Source organism: Paenibacillus sp. J22FR83, assembly GCF_059691955.1.
Genome location: NZ_JCAUAM010000030.1, coordinates 37,270 through 57,374, shown reverse-complemented (window position 1 = coordinate 57,374; position 20,105 = coordinate 37,270). Strand labels below are relative to the sequence as shown.

Genomic DNA, 20,105 nt, shown 5'->3' with positions numbered 1-20,105 from the left:
ATACTAATAAGGATGTGATGATATGCTGAAAATAGTTGCTGTGACAGGTATGAATCTAACTTCAATGAGAGAGCAAATCCCGCCAGATTTGAAAGAACGCACCGAGTTTCATTGGTTTGCCTCTTCTAAGGATGCTGGCGACATGCTCCATGACGCTGACGTGATCATCTCAGCAGGTCGATTGCACCCTGACATCGTAAGTCGCGCCCCTAAGTTAAAGTGGGTGCAAACCTTATCCGCAGGGGTTGACAAACTGCCGCTTGCAGAGCTCGATAAACGTCAAGTAACGGTTACGAATGCTAGAGGTGTTCACACCATTCAAATGAGTGAATTTGCGTTGAGCCTCATGCTGCAATGGGTCCGGAAAGCTAATTTACTCCATGATAATCAGCAAGGGCAAGTGTGGGATAATCAAGTACGCTTCGGTGAATTGCATGGTAAAACACTAGGCATTATCGGGGCAGGAGCCATCGGTGAAGCGGTTGCTCGAAAGGCCAAAGCGTTCGATATGTCGGTCATCGGATTGAATCGTTCGGGGGTACCACAAGCAGCCTTCGATACGACCGTTCACGGTGAAGAAGGTCTTCAATTGCTGCTAACACAAAGCGATTTCATTGTCGTTCTGCTTCCAAGTACGGAGAAGACGCGAGGCTTCTTGCAAAAAGAACATCTAGCCCTTATGAAGCCTAGCGCTTTCTTCATTAATTTGGCTCGCGGCGATGTGCTCGATGAACAAGCATTGATTCAAGCCTTGCAAGAAGGCAAACTTGCTGGCGCAGCATTAGATGTTTTTGAGCAAGAACCATTGCCTGCTACTTCCCCAATTTGGGGTATGAAGAATGTCATCCTAACCCCGCATATCGCTGGGTCATCCGTCCATTATACAGATCGCGTGTCCACCATTTTCTATCACAATTTGCGCGCGATGCTAGATGGCGGAGAGATGATCAATGTAGTGGATCTAACAGAAGGTTATTAGAACACGGGAGACAGAGAAAGCCACTTATCCTACTGCAACACTTAGGATAAGTGGCTTTCTATTCTTACAAGCGAATCGCTTCCAGACCTCGCATATAGGGTCGCAACGCAGGTGGAATATAAATCGAACCATCCGCTTGTTGGTGATTTTCAAGCAATGGGATAAGGATTCGTGGCGAAGCAACAGCTGTATTATTCAGCGTGTAGCAATAACGCAATACACCTTCTTGATCCCGATAACGCAAATTACTGCGTCTAGCTTGGAAATCTAGCAGGCTCGACGACGAATGCGTTTCACCGTACGCACCACGGCTAGGCATCCACGTTTCGATATCGAACTGCTTGTAATTCTTGGCCCCCATGTCTCCCGAACAGACGGCTACAACGCGATAAGGCAGTTCTAGACAGGCAAGCAAATCCTCCGCATTCCGTGTGATTGCCTGCAGCATGCGCTCTGCCTCATCCCTATTATTTTCGCAAAGGATCACCTGCTCCACCTTCGCAAATTGGTGGACACGATATAACCCCCGTACATCTCTCCCCGCCGAGCCCGCTTCTTTCCGGAAGCAATTCGACACAGCCGCTAACTGAATAGGCCCCTCCGAAAGATCTACGATTTCCCCAGCATAATATGAAACTAATGGACCTTCCGATGTCCCTACCAACCAAGTATTGTCCTCAGGCAGCTCATACGTTTGATCTTTACCTGTTGGGAAGAAAGCCGCATTGAGTAAAGTTTCCTCCCGCACCATGAGCGGCACATCCATAACTGTAAAGCCACGATCCGTTAGCAGGTCTACCGCCAATTGTTGAACAGCTCTATGCAAGTAAAGCCCCATTCCTTTGAGATAATAGTTCCTGCTCCCCGCTATCTTGACTCCTCTAGCAACATCGATGATATTCAGCGCCTCACCTAGCTGAAGGTGATCTCTCATCTCGAATTCAAACTTCGGCTTATCACCAACAACCTTTATCTCCACATTATCTTGTTCGCTCACACCTATTGGCGTATCTGGCGAAGCTAGATTCGGTATTTTCTGCATAAGTTCCTTGAACCGCTGATCATACGTGTTCAATTCCGCTTCAAGCAGCGTTAAGTGTTGATTGCAACTTCGGACTTGCTCCTTCAAGCTTTCTGCCTCCACAGTTTTCCTCTGCATCATGAGCGATCCAATCTGCTCCGAGGCACGGTTACGCTCCTCTCTCAGAAGATCAACTTGGCCCTGATAATCCCTTTTCTTCTCATCGACCATAAGCAATTCTTCGACGTGGCATTCTACACCTTTTCGAATCGCTGCTGCTTTCACTTGACCTGGGTTGTTACGAATCCATTTGATATCCAGCATATCCCGTCACCGCTTCCTCTTCGTATGTGTGAAAAAGACAAAAAACGCCCTCAGTCCGATTGGGACGAGGAGCGTTCTGCTCGCGGTGCCACCCAACTTGATGATGACATGACTAGTCATCATCCGCTTGGTTCCGCGATAACGGGCGGTGCCGACCTATTTAGTGAGAAAGGAAACATCCTTCCGATCGTCATAAGTGTCTCCGAGTTGGATGCTCTTCATAGACATGATGTCGATATATATTGTTCACTATTATAGCCGAAATATGAATGAAGATCAACACCGTATCTCATAATTAGGCTTATTGAGACAAACGGCTAGCCAATTCATACAGTTCCATGTTAAAGGTACGTTTGGTATTCACAACAAGATCGATATCCGTTGCTACAAGCTCACCTTTGATAATACCGCAAGCTTTGGAAGAATCACCCTCCATCAATTTGCGAACAGCGAAATCGCCTAAACGGCTGGCTAGAATACGGTCATTATGCGTTGGCGCTCCACCGCGTTGGATATGACCAAGAACAGTCACACGAGGTTCGATTCCGTTCGTTTCCGTAATCTGTCTCGCAATCCCTTCACCAGTTCCTGCTCCCTCAGCTACAAGAATAATACTGTGACGTTTGCCATGGTTAAAGTTATCCTTCATCCGATTAGCTACCTCAGTAACATCCACATCGACCTCAGGTACAATAATAGTTTCAGCACCGCTGGCAAGTCCCGCATACAGGGCGATTTCACCACAATGACGTCCCATAACTTCTACAACGGATGAACGTTCATGAGAAGTCATCGTATCGCGAAGCTTGTTAATTGCATCCACGACGATACTTACCGCTGTATCGAATCCAATTGTAAAATCAGTGAAAGGAATGTCGTTGTCAATTGTACCCGGCAAGCCCATCGTTTTAATACCCAACTTGCTCAATTTGTTCGCACCTTGATAGGAACCATCTCCGCCAATAACAACTAGCCCGTCAATTCCACGTCTCCGCAAGTTGTCTGCACCGATTTGTTGCCCTTCAGGCGTCATGAATTCTTTGCAACGAGCCGTTTGGAGAATGGTTCCTCCACGCTGAATGATATCGCCTACGCTGCGCAAGTCCATTTTACGAATATCATCGTTAATTAGACCTTGATACCCGCGTTGAACGGCATACACTTCGAGCCCATGGTATAATGCACTTCGAACAACCGCTCGAACTGCCGCATTCATCCCCTGAGAATCTCCCCCACTGGTTAAAACGGCTATTGATTTTACTTCTGACATATTCCATTTCCTCCTTCATAATCCTTGTGAATGTCATTCATGATGTCGTACGGATGTACATGCTATTGATCCAGAAAAAAAGCCTGGTTAAAGGACTGTTTTTCATCAGACGCTTTGAGATTTTCTTCACTTGATGTTGACTATTGACCTTAGGGTCAGATAAATAGAGCGCAAGCAAACCTTCGATTATCATACGATGAAATCTCGGATGTTCCAAGAACAAAATTTTACTCCTCGCCTCTTGGACAATGAAAGCAATCCGCTCTACGGTTGTATCTAATGAATCGTAGTAGGTACAGAAATTCAAGTCACCGCCTACAATATCTTCTTCCTGATCTATTAAATAATCAAGCAGAATATGAAGTCCACACACATAAGGGAAATAAGCTTCGCGAATGGACTCCACCTGCTTGTCCGTCAGAATAGGATCACACGCTGCCAAAAACAACATAAACATGCCCAAAGTTGAGCCCGTTGCTGCTGCAAACTCATTCCAATCAATCTGCCGATACTTGTGGTGATGATGATCCCACCATTGATGCAGCTGTGGTTCGCGTAAATCCTTACGAATATGCTTGTACACCTGCAAATCACAGTATAAACCTACAAACTCTTTGACCTGGTCCGCTACTTTCAAATACGAAGGCATTTGGCTAATCGACGTCTGGCATTGCTGAACAAGATCTCTTAGATATCCGCCATCTTCTTTCTCATCTCTGAACGCATAGTAGTCATGCAGAGGCTTCGCCGGATCAACGGCATCCAGCATGGATTGATGCAATTGCCGAAAATCCTTAGGATCTAACGATGTGCTTCGATCGCATAAGTTATCCAAGTAGTCACTGATGGACTGGAATGCGACGATGAGCGGAATAAGTATATGGCGCATCGATAAATGAGCAGCTGCATACACAGCTCCTCCTTGACAATGAAATTGCTTCGTTGCAATGCTTGCTAACGCTTGTGTACGAAGCTCTTCATCTGGTATACTAGACGCCCTATTTTTCCAGAAACTCAATTGCTCATCGACACCAGGTAAAATATAGCGATATACACAAATCATTAATCGGATTGGCCCTTGCGGGACCTTCGCATGGCTCTTTATTCTACTTTTGTCCAATTGCTCCAAGTAAACTTCCTCCACAACTTTGTTCATAGCAGAATTGAAGTAGTAATTGCATCTCAGATCGCTGTATTTGGCGTAACCAACTATCGACTGTAGGATTCTGAACAAGCGACACCTGAATTTCAATCACATCAATAAATACATATGGATTCCAAACTGGCGATGTTACAAGTACTTCAAGCTTATGTCGTAGTGCTTCGTTTTCCAATTCCATGAAGTCTTTGAGCGATAGATTATCTCTTACAAATTGGATTAGATTAGAAAAAATAGGATGATGACCAACATCGTTAAACCAATATTTGGAATTGCTATAATCGCCTTCCATCCGGTGCATCAGGGCATGCCAGTAACTGCCGGTTGGATTCGTAATCTCCTGTGCTATCTCGTGCGATTTATCTAGACTTTCATTTAGGAGAAATAGGCCTGCTTTGATAGCTAACCCATAGGGGAGCTGTTCAGGTCTTCCTTCCGTAATCACTGATGTAGAGAGAGCCTCAATACGCGCATCCATGGCAACATCCCATTCCTCAATCGGATACAGCGCAGGGAGATGCTCCAGAAGTGGTTTCGCTATCGTCCCTATCCAGTTATTCCCATCCTCATTGCTATGCATGCAGTCATTCTCCCTTCATTGACAACCATTAATGGTGGGTTTTTGATTCCAAATCCTGATTAATTCGGAACCAGAGATGAAGATCATTTATGATTGAAGCCAAGTCAGCAATATCGGAATTCAAACGGCAGGAGGTTACAAAATCGTCTTCCTTATCGAGCTTATTTTGCTTTTCAATGATTTGTGCTTCCAATTTCATAATGCGATCCGGAATGGCGCCTCGTATTTGTTCCCATTGCAGTAAAAGATGGATGCGAACGCCAGCATCATACATATCCCACTCCAATTCCAAAACGGGAATCTCAATGCCGAGTCTCTCATCATACTGAAAATAACTATTCATTTCTGTGTACCTCCTTGCAGGCAAAGCTGTCCGTCATGTTCATGAAACATTCTACCTTTAAATGTATCACTTCAAACCTTCGGTTTCCAGTTAAAATTGTATGTCATCCCCATTTCATTTTCTGATATACTTAAGAAATGTTTTGCAACACGCGAAGGAGTGCGATTTGGATGAATGCTCAGACATTAAAGGAAACGATCACATGGAAACAGCTCATCTCCTTTTTCCTCCCCCTCGGACTTTCAGCAACGCTTGTAACCCTCTCACATGTTATTATTAATAGCACCTTGGCAAGGGCTGACAATCCTGAAGTCGTCATCGCCAGCTACGCCATCCCCCTAAGTCTGCTAGGACTGACAGAAAGACCCGTTGTATTGCTGCGACAAGCCTGCTCTGCACTCGTCAGAGATCGGATTTCGTTCCGCGCCATGGGCGTTGTCAGCTCATATGTATTTGCTTGTATTATTCTGCTGGGCCTCATACTCTGTTACACACCGGTTGGAGAATGGGTGTTTCTTTATTTTTTCGGCGTAGAACGTGAAATGCTCGCTGCTACATTAAGTGTTTATCGCATCCTCATGTATGTAAGCATTTTCTCTGGCCTGCGCTGCTTGTTTCATGGCATTATTATTTTCAATATGCGCACCAAATGGCTCACCATCGGCATGGGCGTACGAATCATCGCGATGTACCTCTTATCTTTGTACTTCATTACAACGGATAATGTCTCGAGCGGCAAAGTAGGTGCCATTATCTTCCTTGTCGGTATGGTCATTGAAGCGGCTGTTGCAATTTGGGAAGGTACAAGCTTACTCAAACATGTTATTCCGGAGAAAGCACCCGATCATCCGATTGAGACGAAGGGGCAAATTTTCAGCTTTTATAAACCCTTATTATATTCATCTGTTATCGCGGTAATTATTGGACCTTCTATTAATGCCATGTTAGGCAAAACGACACATATCCATCTAGCCATCTCTTCCTTTGCGATCGCTGGATCTTTAACCCAGTTAGTGATGAGTTTCTTCTCTTACATCCATCAAATCGTCTTAAACTTCTATCGTAAAGATGCTGTGCAAGTGCGCAAATTCATTCTCATGCTCAGTTTCATTCCAGGAGCATTAATAGCCATACTCGCTTATACGCCGATCGGCCCCTGGTTTATGACGCATGTCATGGGTGTTAATGCAGAACTGAAGCACGCGAGCCTAAGCGCAATGCGTATTTTCATGATCATGACAATTGTATTCCCATGGCTTGATTATATGAATGGCATTATCATGCTGCGCGGCCAAACTAAAATCATGGTTTTCTCGCAATCTGCAAATGCTATCCTTACGGTATTCACTTTATTCGTTGCCATTGCAACGGTTCCTGGCTGGAATGGGATGATTGGCGCACTAGCGCAGTCACTGGGCATGTTGGCCGAACTGTTTGTCGTCATCTATGTGCTCAAACGTACGAACGATGTGCAACAACCTAATCAACCTCAAGAAAATATGTAACGAAATGGTGATGATTACGCTTGGCGAATTCGAACGCGATTGATAGAAATGATCGATTGCTCAAAATGTTTACTTTCTCTTTTTTTATGACGATGGGGATCGTTGTGACGTTCTTCCCGCTTTATTTCGATTATAAAGGATATTCGAAGATTCAAATCGGCTTGCTTTACGCCATTGGACCGCTGATCGGCATTGCTACTAACCTGTTATGGGGGTTCCTAAGCGACAGATTTCAAACGGTCAAAAAGATCATGATTATATTGATCCTCGGTCAGCTTGTAACTGCTGTTTTGGTATCTACGGCAGGCTGGTTCTCCCTGTTATATGTCTGTTTGGCAGCGTTCTTCTTCTTCCAACAGCCAGTTAACTCTTTAAATGATAGTCAAGTCATGCTGCATATTCGATCGAGTGGCAAAAGCTATGCTTCCTTCCGCGTATATGGCTCCATTGGTTTCGCACTTTCAGCTGGCGGCTTCGGTCTAATCTTGCGAGCATATGGAACGGGGCTTACGCCTCTTTTACTTTTTATCACGATAGGCTTTACATTAATCATTCTTTTTCTGCTCAAAGATACGCGCTCAGGCGGCAAAAAAATGGCCTTTGGCGGCATGGTGAACATTATCCGTTCCAAAAAGTTCATTTGGTTCCTTATACTCGTGGTCATCATGTCGGTTTCACATCGTTTCAATGATGGTTTCTTAGCCCTGTATATGCGTCAGCTCGGCGCTTCGGATTCCCTCATCGGTTATGCGTGGATGACATCAGCGCTCAGCGAGATTCCTGTATTTTTCTACCTGAGCAAGCACGGTCATCGCTTTAAGGAACTGCCCTTACTCGCCTTTGCAGGTGTAATTTACGCTTTCCGCTTCGTTATGATGAGTTTCATCCAAGATCCCATATGGGTCATCGGCATTCAACTCTTACATAGCTTAACGTTCGGCGTTTTCCTCTTCACCGCGAATCGATATTTGAGTCAAATCATTCCGGATGAGTACCGTTCTTCGGGTCAAGCTATATTCGCTGTGGCTTGGTCAAGTATAGCTGGTTTGATTAGCGGCACGGCAGGTGGCTGGATCTATAACCAAGCTGGCGGAAGTACCGTTTATCTCATTGCAGCATGCTTATCTATAACGTCTGCAATAGGGTTCCTATGCACATATTTGTTTCAAAAGAATGAGGAAGCTCTCCCTAGTCGATGATAAGAGAATCGGTTCTTACTTCTAGTTTGGGCTTGTGGGGAGCAACGGCAGTTGTACTCCTTGTAGATCTCCCCTATAATAAGGATATAGTCTTAGTACCAAGTATTAATCCAAGATGAACATTATGAGCAGCAAAGGTAGGTACACATTTATTATGATGTATGAAGATTTCAAAACCATCGTTCTTGAACGACGCAGCATTCGCAACTTTACCGAGCAGTCCGTTGAAGTAGAAGATATTCGAGAAATCATTGATTGTGCTCGTTATGCTCCCAGTGATACCAACTCACAAACATGGAAATTTATTGCCATTCGAAATACAGACAAGATCAAACATATCGAGCAATTGACTTGGGACCAACTGCATCTACGTGCCGCGGCAGCCGAAGAGAAAGGGCTCTCTAAAGAAGCGCGTATGCTGGTGAGATCCTTCGGGCCATACGCAACGGCCTTCTCGAACGCACCTGTCCTCATCATTTGCTTGGCAACACCTTATGAATCCAAGTTCCGTGACCGCATTTTCGACCCGATTCAATTGGTTGATGATCATGTTTGGGCCGAGGAAGGTATCAAAAGCTCTTGCTTAGCTTCGCAGAACTTGATGCTTGCTGCGCATGCGAGAGGCTTAGCGACGTGCCCTATGACAGGCCCTGTGCTCTTAGCACAGGATCAAATCCGTGCTTATTTGGAAATTCCGGCAGAGTATCAAATTAATATGGTTATTTCTCTTGGTTATCCGAAGGATAAACCAGGCAAAATGGCGCGCAAAGAAATTGACGATATTCTTGAAATCATCGACTAGTTAGTACTTTCTTTACGCCATAAACAAACTAAATGGATTTTATGTTGTTATTTTTGTTGTTTCTCGCCAATTGGGCGCAATAGATGGATTCAACTAACCGCATTACGCTTTCCCAAAGAACTCCCCAGCTAGTTGCACTTAAAAAGGAGCTGTCCGCAAAATTGCGGATAGCTCCTTTTTGCCATGCTTAATTCTTGGAATTAGACACAAGCGGGGCCCGCTTCACTTTACTAGGCCAGAACACCGCATCGCCAAGTAACATCGTAATGGAAGGAACAAGGAACGGCCTTACGATGAACGTATCTAAGATAACACCAACGGCACAAATGACACCGAACTGCACAAGCACCTGAATTGGCAGTGAAGCTAGAACCGCAAAGGTACCTGCTAAAATTAAACCTGCCGAGGTGATAACACTGCTCGTTGAGCTAACGCCTAAACGGATCGCATCCTTCAGTTTCATCCGATTTTTTTCCTGCCAGATGCTCGAAATCATGAAGATATTATAATCCTCACCTAGCGCAACTAGGAATACGAATGCATACAGAGGTATCAGCCCCTGGATTGCTGATGTATCCATGAAATAATGCAAGATTAGCCACCCTGCACCTAGCGCCGAGTAATAGGAAAGCAGTACCGTTGCAATTAGATAGACAGTAGCAACAATGGAACGTAAGTAAACGAGTAATAGGATCGCGATTACCGTGATAACGACTGGGATGACAATTTTCGTATCCCGTTCTACGACGGTTTTGGTGTCATACTGAGTTGCCGTCTCTCCACCTACCCAAACCTGTGGATTAGATAACCCCGCCTCAGTTAACTTTTGTTCCAATGTGCCTCGAATTTCAGGAATTCGATTGATGATTTCCAAATCGTACGGGTCTTGCTTGAAAATCAACTCATATGCCTTATAATTAGCGTCCTTCTTGCTATCCTCTGGTTTGCTCACCGATTCCACATAAGGCAATGCAGCAAGAGCTCCTTGGACATCGGCCGTCTTTCCTTCCGTATTAACGACCACTTTAACAGGTGCCAATGATCCCGGTGAAACATGCTCTGACAACAAGCTAAAGCCTTCTCGAGACGGCATTGTGGAAGGGAAGGATTCCAATATATTATACGTAAACTTAATTTGTGGGGCAAAAGCTGCCAACGCAATGAGGATGATTAGCGAAATAGCGAGCACGCTTTTGGGTCTTTCCGTTACCACTCGGCCAAGAGCGGCATTCATCGCACCGACAGGCTTTTGCTCGCGAATGCGTTTGCCTTTGCGCGCTTCTTTCTCCGCTCTCATTTCTGCTGTCAAAGGAATGAACGGGAAGAAAGACACTCTGCCAATAATAGCAAGAAGCGCTGGGACAAGTGTAAGGCTTGCAATAGCCATAATGAAGATCGCTACGCTAAACGGTATCGCGAACCGATGATTAGAGCCATAATGAGCGAATAATAAGCCTAGTAAGGATACAATTACGGTGAGTCCACTCATCCCGATCGCACCTGTTGAACCACCGAATGAAACACGTAGTGCGGAATATTTGTCTTTTTCAACCAATAGAGCTTGTCGGTAGCGAGCAACGAAGAAGAGACAATAGTCTGTTCCTGCACCGAACAATAGGACTGTCATAATGGAGATCGATTGCGCATCGATCGTGATCCAACCTTGCTTCGCCATGAATCCAAGAATAGGTGAAATAACACCATAAGCGAAGCCTACGCCAACCAGTGGAATGAGAGCCAGAATCGGGGAGCGATATAGTAAAATGAGAAGAACGAGTACAAGCAGCACTGTTGCTAACAACAGCGTAAAATCAGCTCCTTTGAATAACGCTGTCGCATCTGTCTGAATGCCGATAGGGCCAGTAATTCGCGCATGCAAACCATCTTCCTCTATCTTCGCTTCAAAAGGATCAGTGCCTAATTGGCTTACAGTGATCTCTTCCAGCTTCTTCATACCTTCCTGGAGGACATCCGTTTCCGTCCCTTCGTTAAACGAAATGGGAAGGACGAGGATTTGGCCATCCTTCGATAACATGCTTTTAAGTGCTGGAGCTGGCATCTGATGCAGCGGTGGCAATCCCTTCTGAGCAGCCAACGGTGCATCTGTGAGTTGTTTCGTAACTTTCTGTACAGCTGCCAAATCTTGATCTGTTAGTCCTGATCCACGATACCATACAACAAGCGCTGGCACACCCTCATTACTTGGGAATTGTTCTTTCATCAAAGCCGCTGCTTCTAGAGACCATGAATCGGTCGGCAATTGCCTTGCAGCGTTATTTTCTTGAGAATTGACGTTAGGTAGAAAGACAGATAAAATGCCTGTAAGTAAAATCCAAACAGCCAATGTTACCCATTTACTGCGGCGGCCCGTGACAAAAGCGCCTATTTTACTGAAAAAAGGATTTTCATGCATAACGTAGCCTCTCTCCTAAAAAATGAAATAGTGTTATAATTATTCTTGTAACAGAATTAATTATATATACTAGATAGTTAATTAATCAAGTCTTATTTATAATTCTCTCAGGAGTGACACATATGGAAAAAAAATCAAAGCCTCTCGGCAGACCCCGTGCTTCCCAGGGGGACATGCCTCTGAATCAGAAAATTCTAATGACGGCTATTCCGTTGTTCTTGTCCCGTGGCTTCGAATCCGTCTCCATGGACGATATCGCCAAAGAATGTCAGGTGACGAAGGCATCTGTGTATTACTATTTCCCGTCTAAGTCTGATCTTCTTACAGCCTCCATGATTCAATTAATGGATAACGTAAGACGTGTCACGCTGAAACGTTTGAGCGAACCTGCTCCCCTTCGCGAAAGGCTTCTCGGCATTACCGAAGGACATCTGAAAGCAGTCGATTTCGACCTGCATTCCTTCATGCGCAAGATGGAGGCTACACTTTCCGAGGAGCAAATGAAAGCTATGCGCAAATCCGAGCAGGGCATTCTCGATGCGCTAGAAACCGAGTTCCAGAAGTCGATTGACTCTGGGGAAATTGGTCCAGTTAATCCACGTGTGATCGCACGTGCCTATACTTCCCTCCTCATGATGGGCCATGCGACTGATGGCGACGGGAATAAAATGTTCCCTCATGAAGGAGAAGCCGCAACGCAAATTATTGACATTCTCTGGCATGGCTTATTTCCGCCGAAATGAGAATTTGAAAGCACAAAACAAAAAAGACAGCCTCGATTGAACTCGAGAACTGTCTTTATTGCTTGTGCTATGACACTATTTATAAGTAGGGAGTCCCAGAATCTTATAATTTGGTGACGTTAGCTGCTTGAGGACCACGGTTACCTTGAGTAATATCAAACTCAACGGATTGGCCTTCTTCTAATGTTTTGAATCCTTCGCCCTGAATTGCGGAGAAGTGAACGAATACATCGTCGCCTCCATCAACAGAAATAAAACCGTACCCTTTTTCTGCGTTAAACCATTTCACTGTACCCTTCAAATGAACAACCTCCTAAAAATATCGCCATCTATGACGAATAAGGAAATTATACCATTTGAGTAGTGAAAAATCAACGGAAATCCCGAAGTGGATAAGCTAAAATTTGTTGATGTAGCAAGGTTTTCCACTATGCAGAGGGTTACTTTTTTATGCTTAAAAATTGATGAGAATTCGGTAGAAAAGGTAGACTAGCTTCTCGCTTTTGGAGTGTACAACCAGCCAACTCGAACTCGTTGATTAGATCGTTGAGCCGGGAATATTCTTCCGTGCGGAAATTCATCAATGGGTATATCCTTACCTCGCCGCCTGGTTTGCAGACACGCAGCAACTCACGAATGGCCTCTACATGAAACGCATAATCAAACTGCTCTTCATATAGAAAGAGGAAATGACTACACATAACGAGATCGAAGGTCTCCGCTTCGAATGGCAAAGACGGTAAACCGGCTATATGATATCTTGTTGAGCCATCTGCCTTGGAGAAATCCTCTACAAATCGCTGCAGCGCTTGGACACGACCTGACCGATGTTGCTCCACAGACCCGTAAAACGTCCAGTCATACACATCAACTAACTTGGACATCTTAGCTGCGACAAGCTCGATTTCTTGCACGCCATGCGCTGAGATGTCACTTGGCGACTTCGCATACAACGGGTCAACCGCTTCTGCAAATACCCCAAGCTGCCTAGCTTCTGTTGTAAACGAAGATGCGCCGCCGGCGACATCCAGAACTCGTTGACCGATCAAATCAGCCGTCTGCAACATAAACATTTTCTCATATTCCACATACGATCTCGAGGTCATTGCAACCCCAACTTGCTCATAAACTTGTTTCTGTTCCATGCTCATCTCTCCTCAACTCGTCTCATAACCCGTTCCCTTTGGAAAGGATTAGGAGAATTCTATCACGAGGGATTATGTGGCGCAACATGAAAATATTGATTATAACGATTTGTTCGTTTGGAAATACCGTCATTATATGATACGATTGTACACATCTATAAGCTTATTACAGAAACGGGGAAAAAAACATGTCGCATCAACCCTTCAAAAGACATACGATTTATAAAAAAGATAAATGGAACATGCTCAATGTCGAGGTTCAAGGCACTAAAATCGTCTTAACGGAGATTTCCGATCAGTGGGGCGAAGAATGCCATAACTTTATTGGACGGCCTGCCATGTTACACTGGGCTAACGAGCGCTTTGCCAAAGATAAATTCGATGGAACAGAAGAAGAATGGCAAGCCATTATGGATGCATTTAAAAACGTTTAAAAAAATTCGGACTATTTTGAAACGCATCGCATATAGTAAACGTATAATCTCATAGTAACACTCCAAAGGGGAGTAGCTGATACAGTAAAGTCGTCAATTCGGATCCTCATCAGATCCCGGCTTTATTGGCAACGACAACGTTGTTAGCAAGACCTTTGCCATGTTCATTGGTGAAGGTCTTTTTTGATGAATTAGAGCCTTCACCGGTCAAGCGGTGCTAGGCTCTTTTTGCATCAAACTAACTTTGAAGGAGTGGTTCGTATGGATTGGTTGTCAACAGACTTTTTCGTCTCACTGTTAAGCATTATTCTGATTGACTTGGTTCTTGCAGGGGATAACGCGATTGTGATTGGTATGGCAGCACGGAATTTGAAAAAGGAAACACAAAAGAAAGTCATTCTCTGGGGTACCGTTGGCGCAATTGTGATTCGTGCAGGAGCGACACTTGTCGTTGTAACGTTGCTCAAAATACCTGGCCTGCTGCTTATCGGGGGAATCTTGCTATTATGGATTTCGTATAAGCTTCTGAGCGAGAAGAAAAATCATGACAATATGCAAGCGAAAGATAGCATGTGGGCAGCCATTCGTACCATCATCATCGCGGATGCGGTCATGGGCTTAGACAATGTCATCGCGGTCGCTGGTGCAGCACACGGGAACTTCCTGCTTGTTGTTATCGGTCTATTGATCAGTGTTCCTATCGTAGTCTGGGGAAGCACATTATTCATCAAATGGATTGAGAAGTACCCTTCGATTATTTACATCGGTGCAGGCGTGCTTGCGCTAACAGCAGGTAAGATGATTACTGGCGAAAAATTCCTTGCTCCCTTCTTCGATTCCAATCCGTTAGGAAAGTGGTTATTCATTGGATTACTTATCGTGCTCGTGTTGGGTGCAGGTAAATGGTCGAAAATGATTGGCTATCAAGTAAGCGTCGGCGATAGTGGGCAACTAACACTTCCTAAAGAACTTAGTGAAGAAGCACAAATTTCTCCTGAGGATCGCTTCACAGTCAAAATGGATTCGCGTGGCAAATTCATTCTGGTGAAAGAGGACGACGATGAGACGCCAACAGATTCGATGCAGCATGCCGGTTGAAAAAGGAGTTTGACCCTGCGTAGCGAAAATTAGTATGATACACAATAAACGACTCCGCCGTCCTATACGGACGAGAGCGTTTATGGAGAAATATAGCCAATTTATTAAGTGAACATATAAATTCTATATTTTGGAACAAGTATCATACTCTATAGGAAAAAGGATGATTTTCGATGACCGATTCTGGATCTATACTCACATTTGTAATTGTATCCTTTTGCCTAGCGATCATTTTAATTATGAAAAAAGACAGTCTTCCGGCACAAATGAAACGCTATCTGGCTCTGCTGGCCATTGTGATGGTTTCCATCTCCTTCGTGCTGATCGTGCTAAGCTTCTTCCGAGCAGGAACTTGAATTTACTTCCATCCAGCTTTTTCATATAATGATAATTAAACTTGCAATCGGTCATACTAGGTGAAAACCATGGATTGGGATTTCAGTTATACCATCCCACATGGGTATATGCCGGGAGCGTGACCGTAATGCGACTGATTTATGTAACAGCTGTAATGGGAATTCTGCTTAGCTCTGTCCCCATCGCAGATTTACACGCAAAGGATACCAGCTTACCCCAATCTCAAAACAAGAACAGGAGGGCTCCGATGACTCAATTATTGGAACGCAAGCAAGTACCTGCCGAGCACCGTTGGCAATTGGAGGATTTATTCGCTGATCAGAAGGCTTGGGATCAAGAATTTCAAGAGGTGAAGAGCTCGCTTAGCAAAGTCAGTGCCTTCCAAGGAAAACTTAACGATGCAGCTTCCGTGAAGCAAATTTTCCAGTTGGAAGATGAGCTCTCTGTCAAAATGGAAAGATTATACGTCTACGCCAACATGAAGCATCATGAAGATACAGCTGAACCTGTTTATCAGGCTTTATCCGAGAAAGCCAAAAAACTCAGTGTTGAAGTTGGCGAAGCCGCTTCCTTCATTTCTCCTGAAATATTAAGCCTTTCGGATGAAAAGCTCCAACAGCTTGTTAGTGATTCTTCCTTATCTTTTTATAAAGATACGCTTGAAGAAATGATTCGTCAGAAGCCTCATACGTTATCCAAAGAACAAGAAGCCCTTCTTGCTCAAGCAGGCACGATGGCTGGGGCGCCAAGTACGATTTTCGGCATGCTGAACAATGCAGACTTGAAATTTCCGAAGGTAAAGAATGAAAAAGGTGAGGAAGTTGAACTTACCCATGGCAGCTATATCCAGTTCTTGGAGAGCCGCGATCCTGAGGTTCGGAGAAATGCATTTAAGGCTGTCTACGAGACGTACCGCAACAATCGCAACACGATCGGCGCGACATTAAGCGCGAATATCAATAAAAACATTTTCTACGCTAAAGCGCGCAATTACCCTTCTGTCCTTGAATCGACACTCTTCGGTGACAATATCAAGAAAGAAGTATATACGAACTTAATTTCCACCATTCACGAATCCTTGCCTCAGTTGCAACGGTATCTCAAACTTCGTAAAAAGCTGCTCAAGGTCGATGAATTACATATGTATGACCTGTTTGCCCCGCTCGTAGAAGAGTTCAAAATGGATATTACGTATCATCAAGCAAAGGAAGAAATCAAGAAGAGTTTGGCGCCGCTTGGCGAAAATTACTTAAAAATTCTTCAAGATGGCTTCGACAACCACTGGATCGATGTTTATGAGAACAAAAATAAACGCAATGGTGCTTATAGCTGGGGTGCTTACGGCACGCATCCATACGTATTGTTGAACCATAAAGACAATTTGAACAGCATGTTTACGTTGACACATGAGATGGGTCACGCGATTCATTCTTATTTGTCCGATGAGAACCAAGAGTACCGTTATGCGCAGTACACGATCTTCTTAGCGGAAGTTGCTTCGACGCTTAATGAGGCCCTTCTCATGGATTACCTGTTAAAACGCGTAACAGATCCGAAGGAAAAAATGTACTTGCTCACGTACTATGCGGATCAGTTCCGTACAACGGTATTCCGTCAAACGATGTTTGCTGAGTTCGAAATGATCACGCATGAGAAAGCAGAAGAAGGCGAATCCTTGACACCTCAAGAGTTCAGCGAAATCTACTACGGCTTGAATAAGCTGTACCATGGCAACGACATGGTGGTGGATCAAGATATCGAGATGGAATGGGCACGTATTCCTCACTTCTATAACAGCTTCTATGTGTATAAATATGCGACAGGCTTCTCGGCTGCTACATCCTTTGCGAAGCAGATTTTGGATGAAGGCCAACCAGCGGTTGACCGCTACCTCGGCTTCCTCAAAAGCGGCGGCAGTGACTATTCGCTAAATATTCTTAAGAAGGCTGGCGTGGATATGTCTACACCTGAGCCAATTAAACAAGCGATGAGCGTATTCAGCTCGTTGCTGGATCAAATGGAAGAGCTTACGAAGTAAACGATTCCGAGATGCATGAGAAGCTCTCTTGTTCTCTGCGAGGGCGCAAGCAAGTAACACGAAAAGGTTGAAAGCATTGGCTTTCAACCTTTTTCTTAAATAAGAGGGGATGATGGCTATATGAAGATGCAATGGATCCTAATCAGTGCTTTAGTGTTTGCTCTACTCACAGCAGTATTCGCTGTCGTCAATGTAGAACCGGTACAAGTAAACTTCATGTTCACCACGACGTCCACACCATTAATTCTCGTCATTTTAACCTCAACCTTATTAGGTGGTCTCATAGTGGGTCTCTTCGGTATGGTGCGTCAATATAAGCTGCAGCGTAAAGTGAAACAATTAGAGAAACAACTTCACGAAGCTCAACTTCCACCTGCTGTATCTTCCACGACATCTGAGATCGAACAGAAAGAACCGATTGTATAAACGTATTTCGGATGACTTACGAACAACTATTAGAGAGGTAAGGTGCTCAAGTAGAGGCATATTACCCCTCCGATTAATGAGGAAGATGCGTTTACCGCATCATTACTCATCCATCGTAAACCTCGAATTTGCTTAGCTTTCCGGGAACAGTGCTCCTGCTTCTCAATCGTTTTACCGCAAACTTCACAATGATACATCACCTGAAACGTCGCTCCTAGCCAAGAATCCACGAGTGATCCACCTAATCCGGCAATGGCACCTATCGAGATTATGACAATAATCGAGCTATCGAGCGCTTGCGTCTCCCCAAAATGGTTGAAAATGCCTCCGACAAGTCCAATAAACGCTCCTCCCAACAAGGAAGCTACGATCCCTAAGCTTGTAATTCCGCCTGAAGTCCCCGCCGTAACCCGCTTCCCATTCACGATAGAGCGAGGAGTTGACTTGCTCAACCCACCAATTTCTGTAGCCCACGTATCGGCATTCACAGTTGCCATAACCCCGATATACATGTACCACCACACAGGATTTGGCCAGATCGCATTGCCGATACATAGCAACAACCCAAGCCCCCCGTTGGCAGCGACTTGGCCTGCATCCCTTCTCCCACCTTTGACATAGCCACTTTCTGCTGCTGCTTTACGCTGATGTTTGAGTTTCGATAGCAAACTAGAAGATATGAAGAACGCTATCAGTGTCCCGAACCATGCTAGGCTCCCACACGCATACATCGTCGTTCCTAACAGCACGGCAGCAATCCCTCCCGTTACTGATAACGATCTCTTCCAGTAGGCAGCACCTGCAATTAATACGCTTCCTATGAATCCGTAGACGACCGGCATAAACAGCATAATTAAACTTCTCCCCTATCCTTCCAATTTCTGCAATCCAAATGAATTATGTACATTGTAACATAGTCGACCATGTCTCTTTATTATCGTATTTTGTAAATTTAATTCGACATATTTCAGTTATTTCTGCAAATTATTAACCATAAATCACTTATTCTATGATACTATAAAAGCAATATGCGATAGGAGGCTGACATGGAGCAAGATCACTTCTCTACCCTTTCCACTTTCAAAAGAGACCTAGAACCCGAAGAAATGCTGCGTGTCATTTTCGACTATGCTTCCAAGATTGCGAATGAACGGATTCTTGATAACGTACTTATGCTAATGGCGGATATGGGACGCGAGATGATTGTCTCCGATCGTTGTACTGTCTGGCTGCTCGATACACAGAAGAATGAGCTATGGTCCAAAGTGGCTCATGGTCTCGATGAAATCCGAATTCCAAGCTCTGCCGGCCTTGTAGGCTATGCTGTGACGAATGATCAAGCTGTCTTTATTCATGATGCTTATACCAATGAGGAATACAAATCCTATCTGGAAAATGGTGCCATCCGTACGGATCAACAAACCGGTTATCGCACGAAAGCGTTAATGGTCATCCCCTTCCGCAATAGCCAAGGAGAGATCATGGGGGCTTATCAAGCGATTAATAAGCTAACTGCCTGTGAGCAATTCTCAGACAAAGATATGGCTTATTTGACCCTAGCCTCCTCATACGCTGGTAAATCCTTGGAGTCTGCACTCCTCACAATGGAAATTGAAGAAACGCAGAAAGAAATCATCTTCCGAATGGGGGAAATTGGTGAAAGTCGTTCGAAGGAAACCGGTAATCACGTGAAGCGTGTTGCCGAGTATTCGTATATACTAGCACTTGCATTAGGTATGAGTCAGGATGAAGCTGAACTGTTGAAGATTGCATCGCCTATGCATGATATCGGCAAAGTGGCTATTCCTGATGCGGTCCTCAATAAGCCTGGTAAGCTGACCGAGGACGAGTTCAAGCTCATGCAGAATCATACGGTAATCGGCTATAATCTGCTTCGAAATTCGACCCGCCATATCCTCAAAACTGCCGCGATTGTTGCCTACGAGCATCACGAGAAATGGAATGGTCGTGGGTATCCTCGTGGTATCCAAGGTGAAGAGATCCATATTTACGGGCGCATCACAGCTATAGCTGATGTATTCGATGCCCTTGGCAGTGATCGTGTCTACAAGAAAGCTTGGGAGCTCGATCGTATTCTCCAATTGTTTCAGGAGGAACGCGGAGAGCATTTCGATCCGGATGTGGTTGATGCTTTCCTTAAACAATTACCTGCTATTCTCCGTGTAAGAGAGCAATATTCCGATGAAGCTTTAGCTAATCCTATTGAACCGACTACATAGCAAATGAAGAAGGGCAGTTCTGAGGTCGA

Annotated in this window: 20 protein-coding genes; 11 read left to right on the top strand and 9 right to left on the bottom strand. The window is 44.6% G+C overall.

Annotated features, from left to right (window positions below; genetic code table 11):
- Nucleotides 1-22 precede the first annotated feature (22 nt).
- Nucleotides 23-979 (top strand): D-2-hydroxyacid dehydrogenase, encoded by a 957-nt coding sequence (locus AC58PV_RS33310; protein ID WP_497437308.1) that lies wholly within the window; start codon nt 23-25, stop codon nt 977-979.
- 64 nt (nt 980-1,043) lie between these two features.
- On the opposite strand, the gene serS is transcribed toward AC58PV_RS33310, so the two are convergent.
- The 5 genes from serS to AC58PV_RS33285 all read right to left on the bottom strand — a co-directional run bounded on the left by serS (nt 1,044) and on the right by AC58PV_RS33285 (nt 5,676).
- Complete coding sequence (serS, locus tag AC58PV_RS33305; RefSeq protein WP_497437307.1) at nt 1,044-2,324, bottom strand: serine--tRNA ligase; 1,281 nt, start codon at nt 2,322-2,324, stop codon at nt 1,044-1,046.
- A 301-nt stretch (nt 2,325-2,625) separates the two neighbouring features.
- Nucleotides 2,626-3,594 carry a 6-phosphofructokinase gene (pfkA, locus tag AC58PV_RS33300; protein WP_497437306.1) on the bottom strand — a complete coding sequence of 323 codons (969 nt, stop codon included), beginning with the start codon at nt 3,592-3,594 and terminating at the stop codon, nt 2,626-2,628.
- 37 nt (nt 3,595-3,631) lie between these two features.
- The gene (locus AC58PV_RS33295; RefSeq protein WP_497437325.1) at nt 3,632-4,657 is read right to left on the bottom strand and encodes a tetraprenyl-beta-curcumene synthase family protein; all 1,026 of its coding nucleotides are present in this window, start codon (nt 4,655-4,657) and stop codon (nt 3,632-3,634) included.
- Between the two features lie 43 nt (nt 4,658-4,700).
- Nucleotides 4,701-5,333 carry a hypothetical protein gene (locus tag AC58PV_RS33290; protein WP_497437305.1) on the bottom strand — a complete coding sequence of 211 codons (633 nt, stop codon included), beginning with the start codon at nt 5,331-5,333 and terminating at the stop codon, nt 4,701-4,703.
- Nucleotides 5,334-5,361: 28 nt separating this feature from the next.
- Entirely contained in the window at nt 5,362-5,676 is a 315-nt protein-coding gene (locus AC58PV_RS33285) for a hypothetical protein (RefSeq protein ID WP_497437303.1), read from the bottom strand.
- A 170-nt stretch (nt 5,677-5,846) separates the two neighbouring features.
- On the opposite strand from AC58PV_RS33285, the gene AC58PV_RS33280 reads away from it, so the two are divergent.
- The 3 genes from AC58PV_RS33280 to AC58PV_RS33270 all read left to right on the top strand — a co-directional run bounded on the left by AC58PV_RS33280 (nt 5,847) and on the right by AC58PV_RS33270 (nt 9,182).
- Nucleotides 5,847-7,181 (top strand): multi antimicrobial extrusion protein MatE, encoded by a 1,335-nt coding sequence (locus tag AC58PV_RS33280; protein ID WP_497437301.1) that lies wholly within the window; start codon nt 5,847-5,849, stop codon nt 7,179-7,181.
- 20 nt (nt 7,182-7,201) lie between these two features.
- Nucleotides 7,202-8,380, top strand: a complete 1,179-nt coding sequence (locus tag AC58PV_RS33275; protein ID WP_497437300.1) for an MFS transporter — start codon at nt 7,202-7,204, stop codon at nt 8,378-8,380.
- Nucleotides 8,381-8,534: 154 nt separating this feature from the next.
- On the top strand, nt 8,535-9,182 hold the full coding sequence (locus AC58PV_RS33270) for a nitroreductase family protein (RefSeq protein WP_497437324.1): 648 nt from the start codon (nt 8,535-8,537) through the stop codon (nt 9,180-9,182).
- A 187-nt stretch (nt 9,183-9,369) separates the two neighbouring features.
- On the opposite strand, the gene AC58PV_RS33265 is transcribed toward AC58PV_RS33270, so the two are convergent.
- Entirely contained in the window at nt 9,370-11,595 is a 2,226-nt protein-coding gene (locus tag AC58PV_RS33265; protein WP_497437297.1) for an MMPL family transporter, read from the bottom strand.
- A gap of 122 nt (nt 11,596-11,717) precedes the next feature.
- Here AC58PV_RS33265 and AC58PV_RS33260 point away from each other — a divergent pair, with 122 nt between their 5' ends.
- Nucleotides 11,718-12,338, top strand: coding sequence for a TetR/AcrR family transcriptional regulator (locus AC58PV_RS33260; protein ID WP_497437296.1), 621 nt, complete (start codon nt 11,718-11,720; stop codon nt 12,336-12,338).
- 103 nt (nt 12,339-12,441) lie between these two features.
- Here the strand turns inward: AC58PV_RS33260 and AC58PV_RS33255 are convergent, their stop codons facing one another.
- Nucleotides 12,442-12,639, bottom strand: a complete 198-nt coding sequence (locus AC58PV_RS33255; RefSeq protein ID WP_028556542.1) for a cold shock domain-containing protein — start codon at nt 12,637-12,639, stop codon at nt 12,442-12,444.
- Between the two features lie 139 nt (nt 12,640-12,778).
- The gene (locus AC58PV_RS33250; RefSeq protein WP_497437294.1) at nt 12,779-13,483 is read right to left on the bottom strand and encodes a class I SAM-dependent methyltransferase; all 705 of its coding nucleotides are present in this window, start codon (nt 13,481-13,483) and stop codon (nt 12,779-12,781) included.
- A gap of 188 nt (nt 13,484-13,671) precedes the next feature.
- Here AC58PV_RS33250 and AC58PV_RS33245 point away from each other — a divergent pair, with 188 nt between their 5' ends.
- From AC58PV_RS33245 to AC58PV_RS33225, 5 genes are all read left to right on the top strand, one after another.
- Nucleotides 13,672-13,917, top strand: a complete 246-nt coding sequence (locus AC58PV_RS33245) for a hypothetical protein (protein WP_497437293.1) — start codon at nt 13,672-13,674, stop codon at nt 13,915-13,917.
- Between the two features lie 261 nt (nt 13,918-14,178).
- Entirely contained in the window at nt 14,179-15,015 is an 837-nt protein-coding gene (locus tag AC58PV_RS33240) for a YjbE family putative metal transport protein (RefSeq protein WP_497437292.1), read from the top strand.
- A gap of 173 nt (nt 15,016-15,188) precedes the next feature.
- Complete coding sequence (locus tag AC58PV_RS33235; protein ID WP_497283157.1) at nt 15,189-15,371, top strand: hypothetical protein; 183 nt, start codon at nt 15,189-15,191, stop codon at nt 15,369-15,371.
- 248 nt (nt 15,372-15,619) lie between these two features.
- Nucleotides 15,620-17,410, top strand: coding sequence for an oligoendopeptidase F (gene pepF / locus AC58PV_RS33230; RefSeq protein ID WP_497437291.1), 1,791 nt, complete (start codon nt 15,620-15,622; stop codon nt 17,408-17,410).
- A gap of 120 nt (nt 17,411-17,530) precedes the next feature.
- Entirely contained in the window at nt 17,531-17,836 is a 306-nt protein-coding gene (locus AC58PV_RS33225) for a LapA family protein (protein ID WP_497437289.1), read from the top strand.
- 29 nt (nt 17,837-17,865) lie between these two features.
- On the opposite strand, the gene AC58PV_RS33220 is transcribed toward AC58PV_RS33225, so the two are convergent.
- Nucleotides 17,866-18,678: a DUF92 domain-containing protein gene (locus tag AC58PV_RS33220; protein WP_497437322.1), complete on the bottom strand. Its 813-nt coding sequence runs from the start codon at nt 18,676-18,678 to the stop codon at nt 17,866-17,868.
- Nucleotides 18,679-18,882: 204 nt separating this feature from the next.
- Between AC58PV_RS33220 and AC58PV_RS33215 the strand changes: the two genes are divergently transcribed.
- Nucleotides 18,883-20,076 carry an HD domain-containing phosphohydrolase gene (locus AC58PV_RS33215; protein WP_497437288.1) on the top strand — a complete coding sequence of 398 codons (1,194 nt, stop codon included), beginning with the start codon at nt 18,883-18,885 and terminating at the stop codon, nt 20,074-20,076.
- The last annotated feature ends 29 nt before the right edge of the window (nt 20,077-20,105 follow it).

Bases quoted from the DNA above. Each gene is read 5' to 3' on its own strand.
- AC58PV_RS33280 (WP_497437301.1), top strand. From the start codon at position 5,847: ATGAATGCTCAGACATTAAAGGAAACGATCACATGGAAACAGCTCATC.
- AC58PV_RS33265 (WP_497437297.1), bottom strand. From the start codon at position 11,595: ATGCATGAAAATCCTTTTTTCAGTAAAATAGGCGCTTTTGTCACGGGC.
- AC58PV_RS33285 (WP_497437303.1), bottom strand. From the start codon at position 5,676: ATGAATAGTTATTTTCAGTATGATGAGAGACTCGGCATTGAGATTCCC.
- AC58PV_RS33235 (WP_497283157.1), top strand. From the start codon at position 15,189: ATGACCGATTCTGGATCTATACTCACATTTGTAATTGTATCCTTTTGC.
- pepF (WP_497437291.1), top strand. From the start codon at position 15,620: ATGACTCAATTATTGGAACGCAAGCAAGTACCTGCCGAGCACCGTTGG.
- AC58PV_RS33220 (WP_497437322.1), bottom strand. From the start codon at position 18,678: ATGCCGGTCGTCTACGGATTCATAGGAAGCGTATTAATTGCAGGTGCT.
- AC58PV_RS33270 (WP_497437324.1), top strand. From the start codon at position 8,535: ATGATGTATGAAGATTTCAAAACCATCGTTCTTGAACGACGCAGCATT.
- AC58PV_RS33290 (WP_497437305.1), bottom strand. From the start codon at position 5,333: ATGCATAGCAATGAGGATGGGAATAACTGGATAGGGACGATAGCGAAA.
- pfkA (WP_497437306.1), bottom strand. From the start codon at position 3,594: ATGTCAGAAGTAAAATCAATAGCCGTTTTAACCAGTGGGGGAGATTCT.
- AC58PV_RS33245 (WP_497437293.1), top strand. From the start codon at position 13,672: ATGTCGCATCAACCCTTCAAAAGACATACGATTTATAAAAAAGATAAA.
- AC58PV_RS33240 (WP_497437292.1), top strand. From the start codon at position 14,179: ATGGATTGGTTGTCAACAGACTTTTTCGTCTCACTGTTAAGCATTATT.
- AC58PV_RS33260 (WP_497437296.1), top strand. From the start codon at position 11,718: ATGGAAAAAAAATCAAAGCCTCTCGGCAGACCCCGTGCTTCCCAGGGG.
- AC58PV_RS33310 (WP_497437308.1), top strand. From the start codon at position 23: ATGCTGAAAATAGTTGCTGTGACAGGTATGAATCTAACTTCAATGAGA.
- AC58PV_RS33225 (WP_497437289.1), top strand. From the start codon at position 17,531: ATGAAGATGCAATGGATCCTAATCAGTGCTTTAGTGTTTGCTCTACTC.
- AC58PV_RS33250 (WP_497437294.1), bottom strand. From the start codon at position 13,483: ATGGAACAGAAACAAGTTTATGAGCAAGTTGGGGTTGCAATGACCTCG.
- AC58PV_RS33295 (WP_497437325.1), bottom strand. From the start codon at position 4,657: ATGATTTGTGTATATCGCTATATTTTACCTGGTGTCGATGAGCAATTG.
- serS (WP_497437307.1), bottom strand. From the start codon at position 2,324: ATGCTGGATATCAAATGGATTCGTAACAACCCAGGTCAAGTGAAAGCA.
- AC58PV_RS33215 (WP_497437288.1), top strand. From the start codon at position 18,883: ATGGAGCAAGATCACTTCTCTACCCTTTCCACTTTCAAAAGAGACCTA.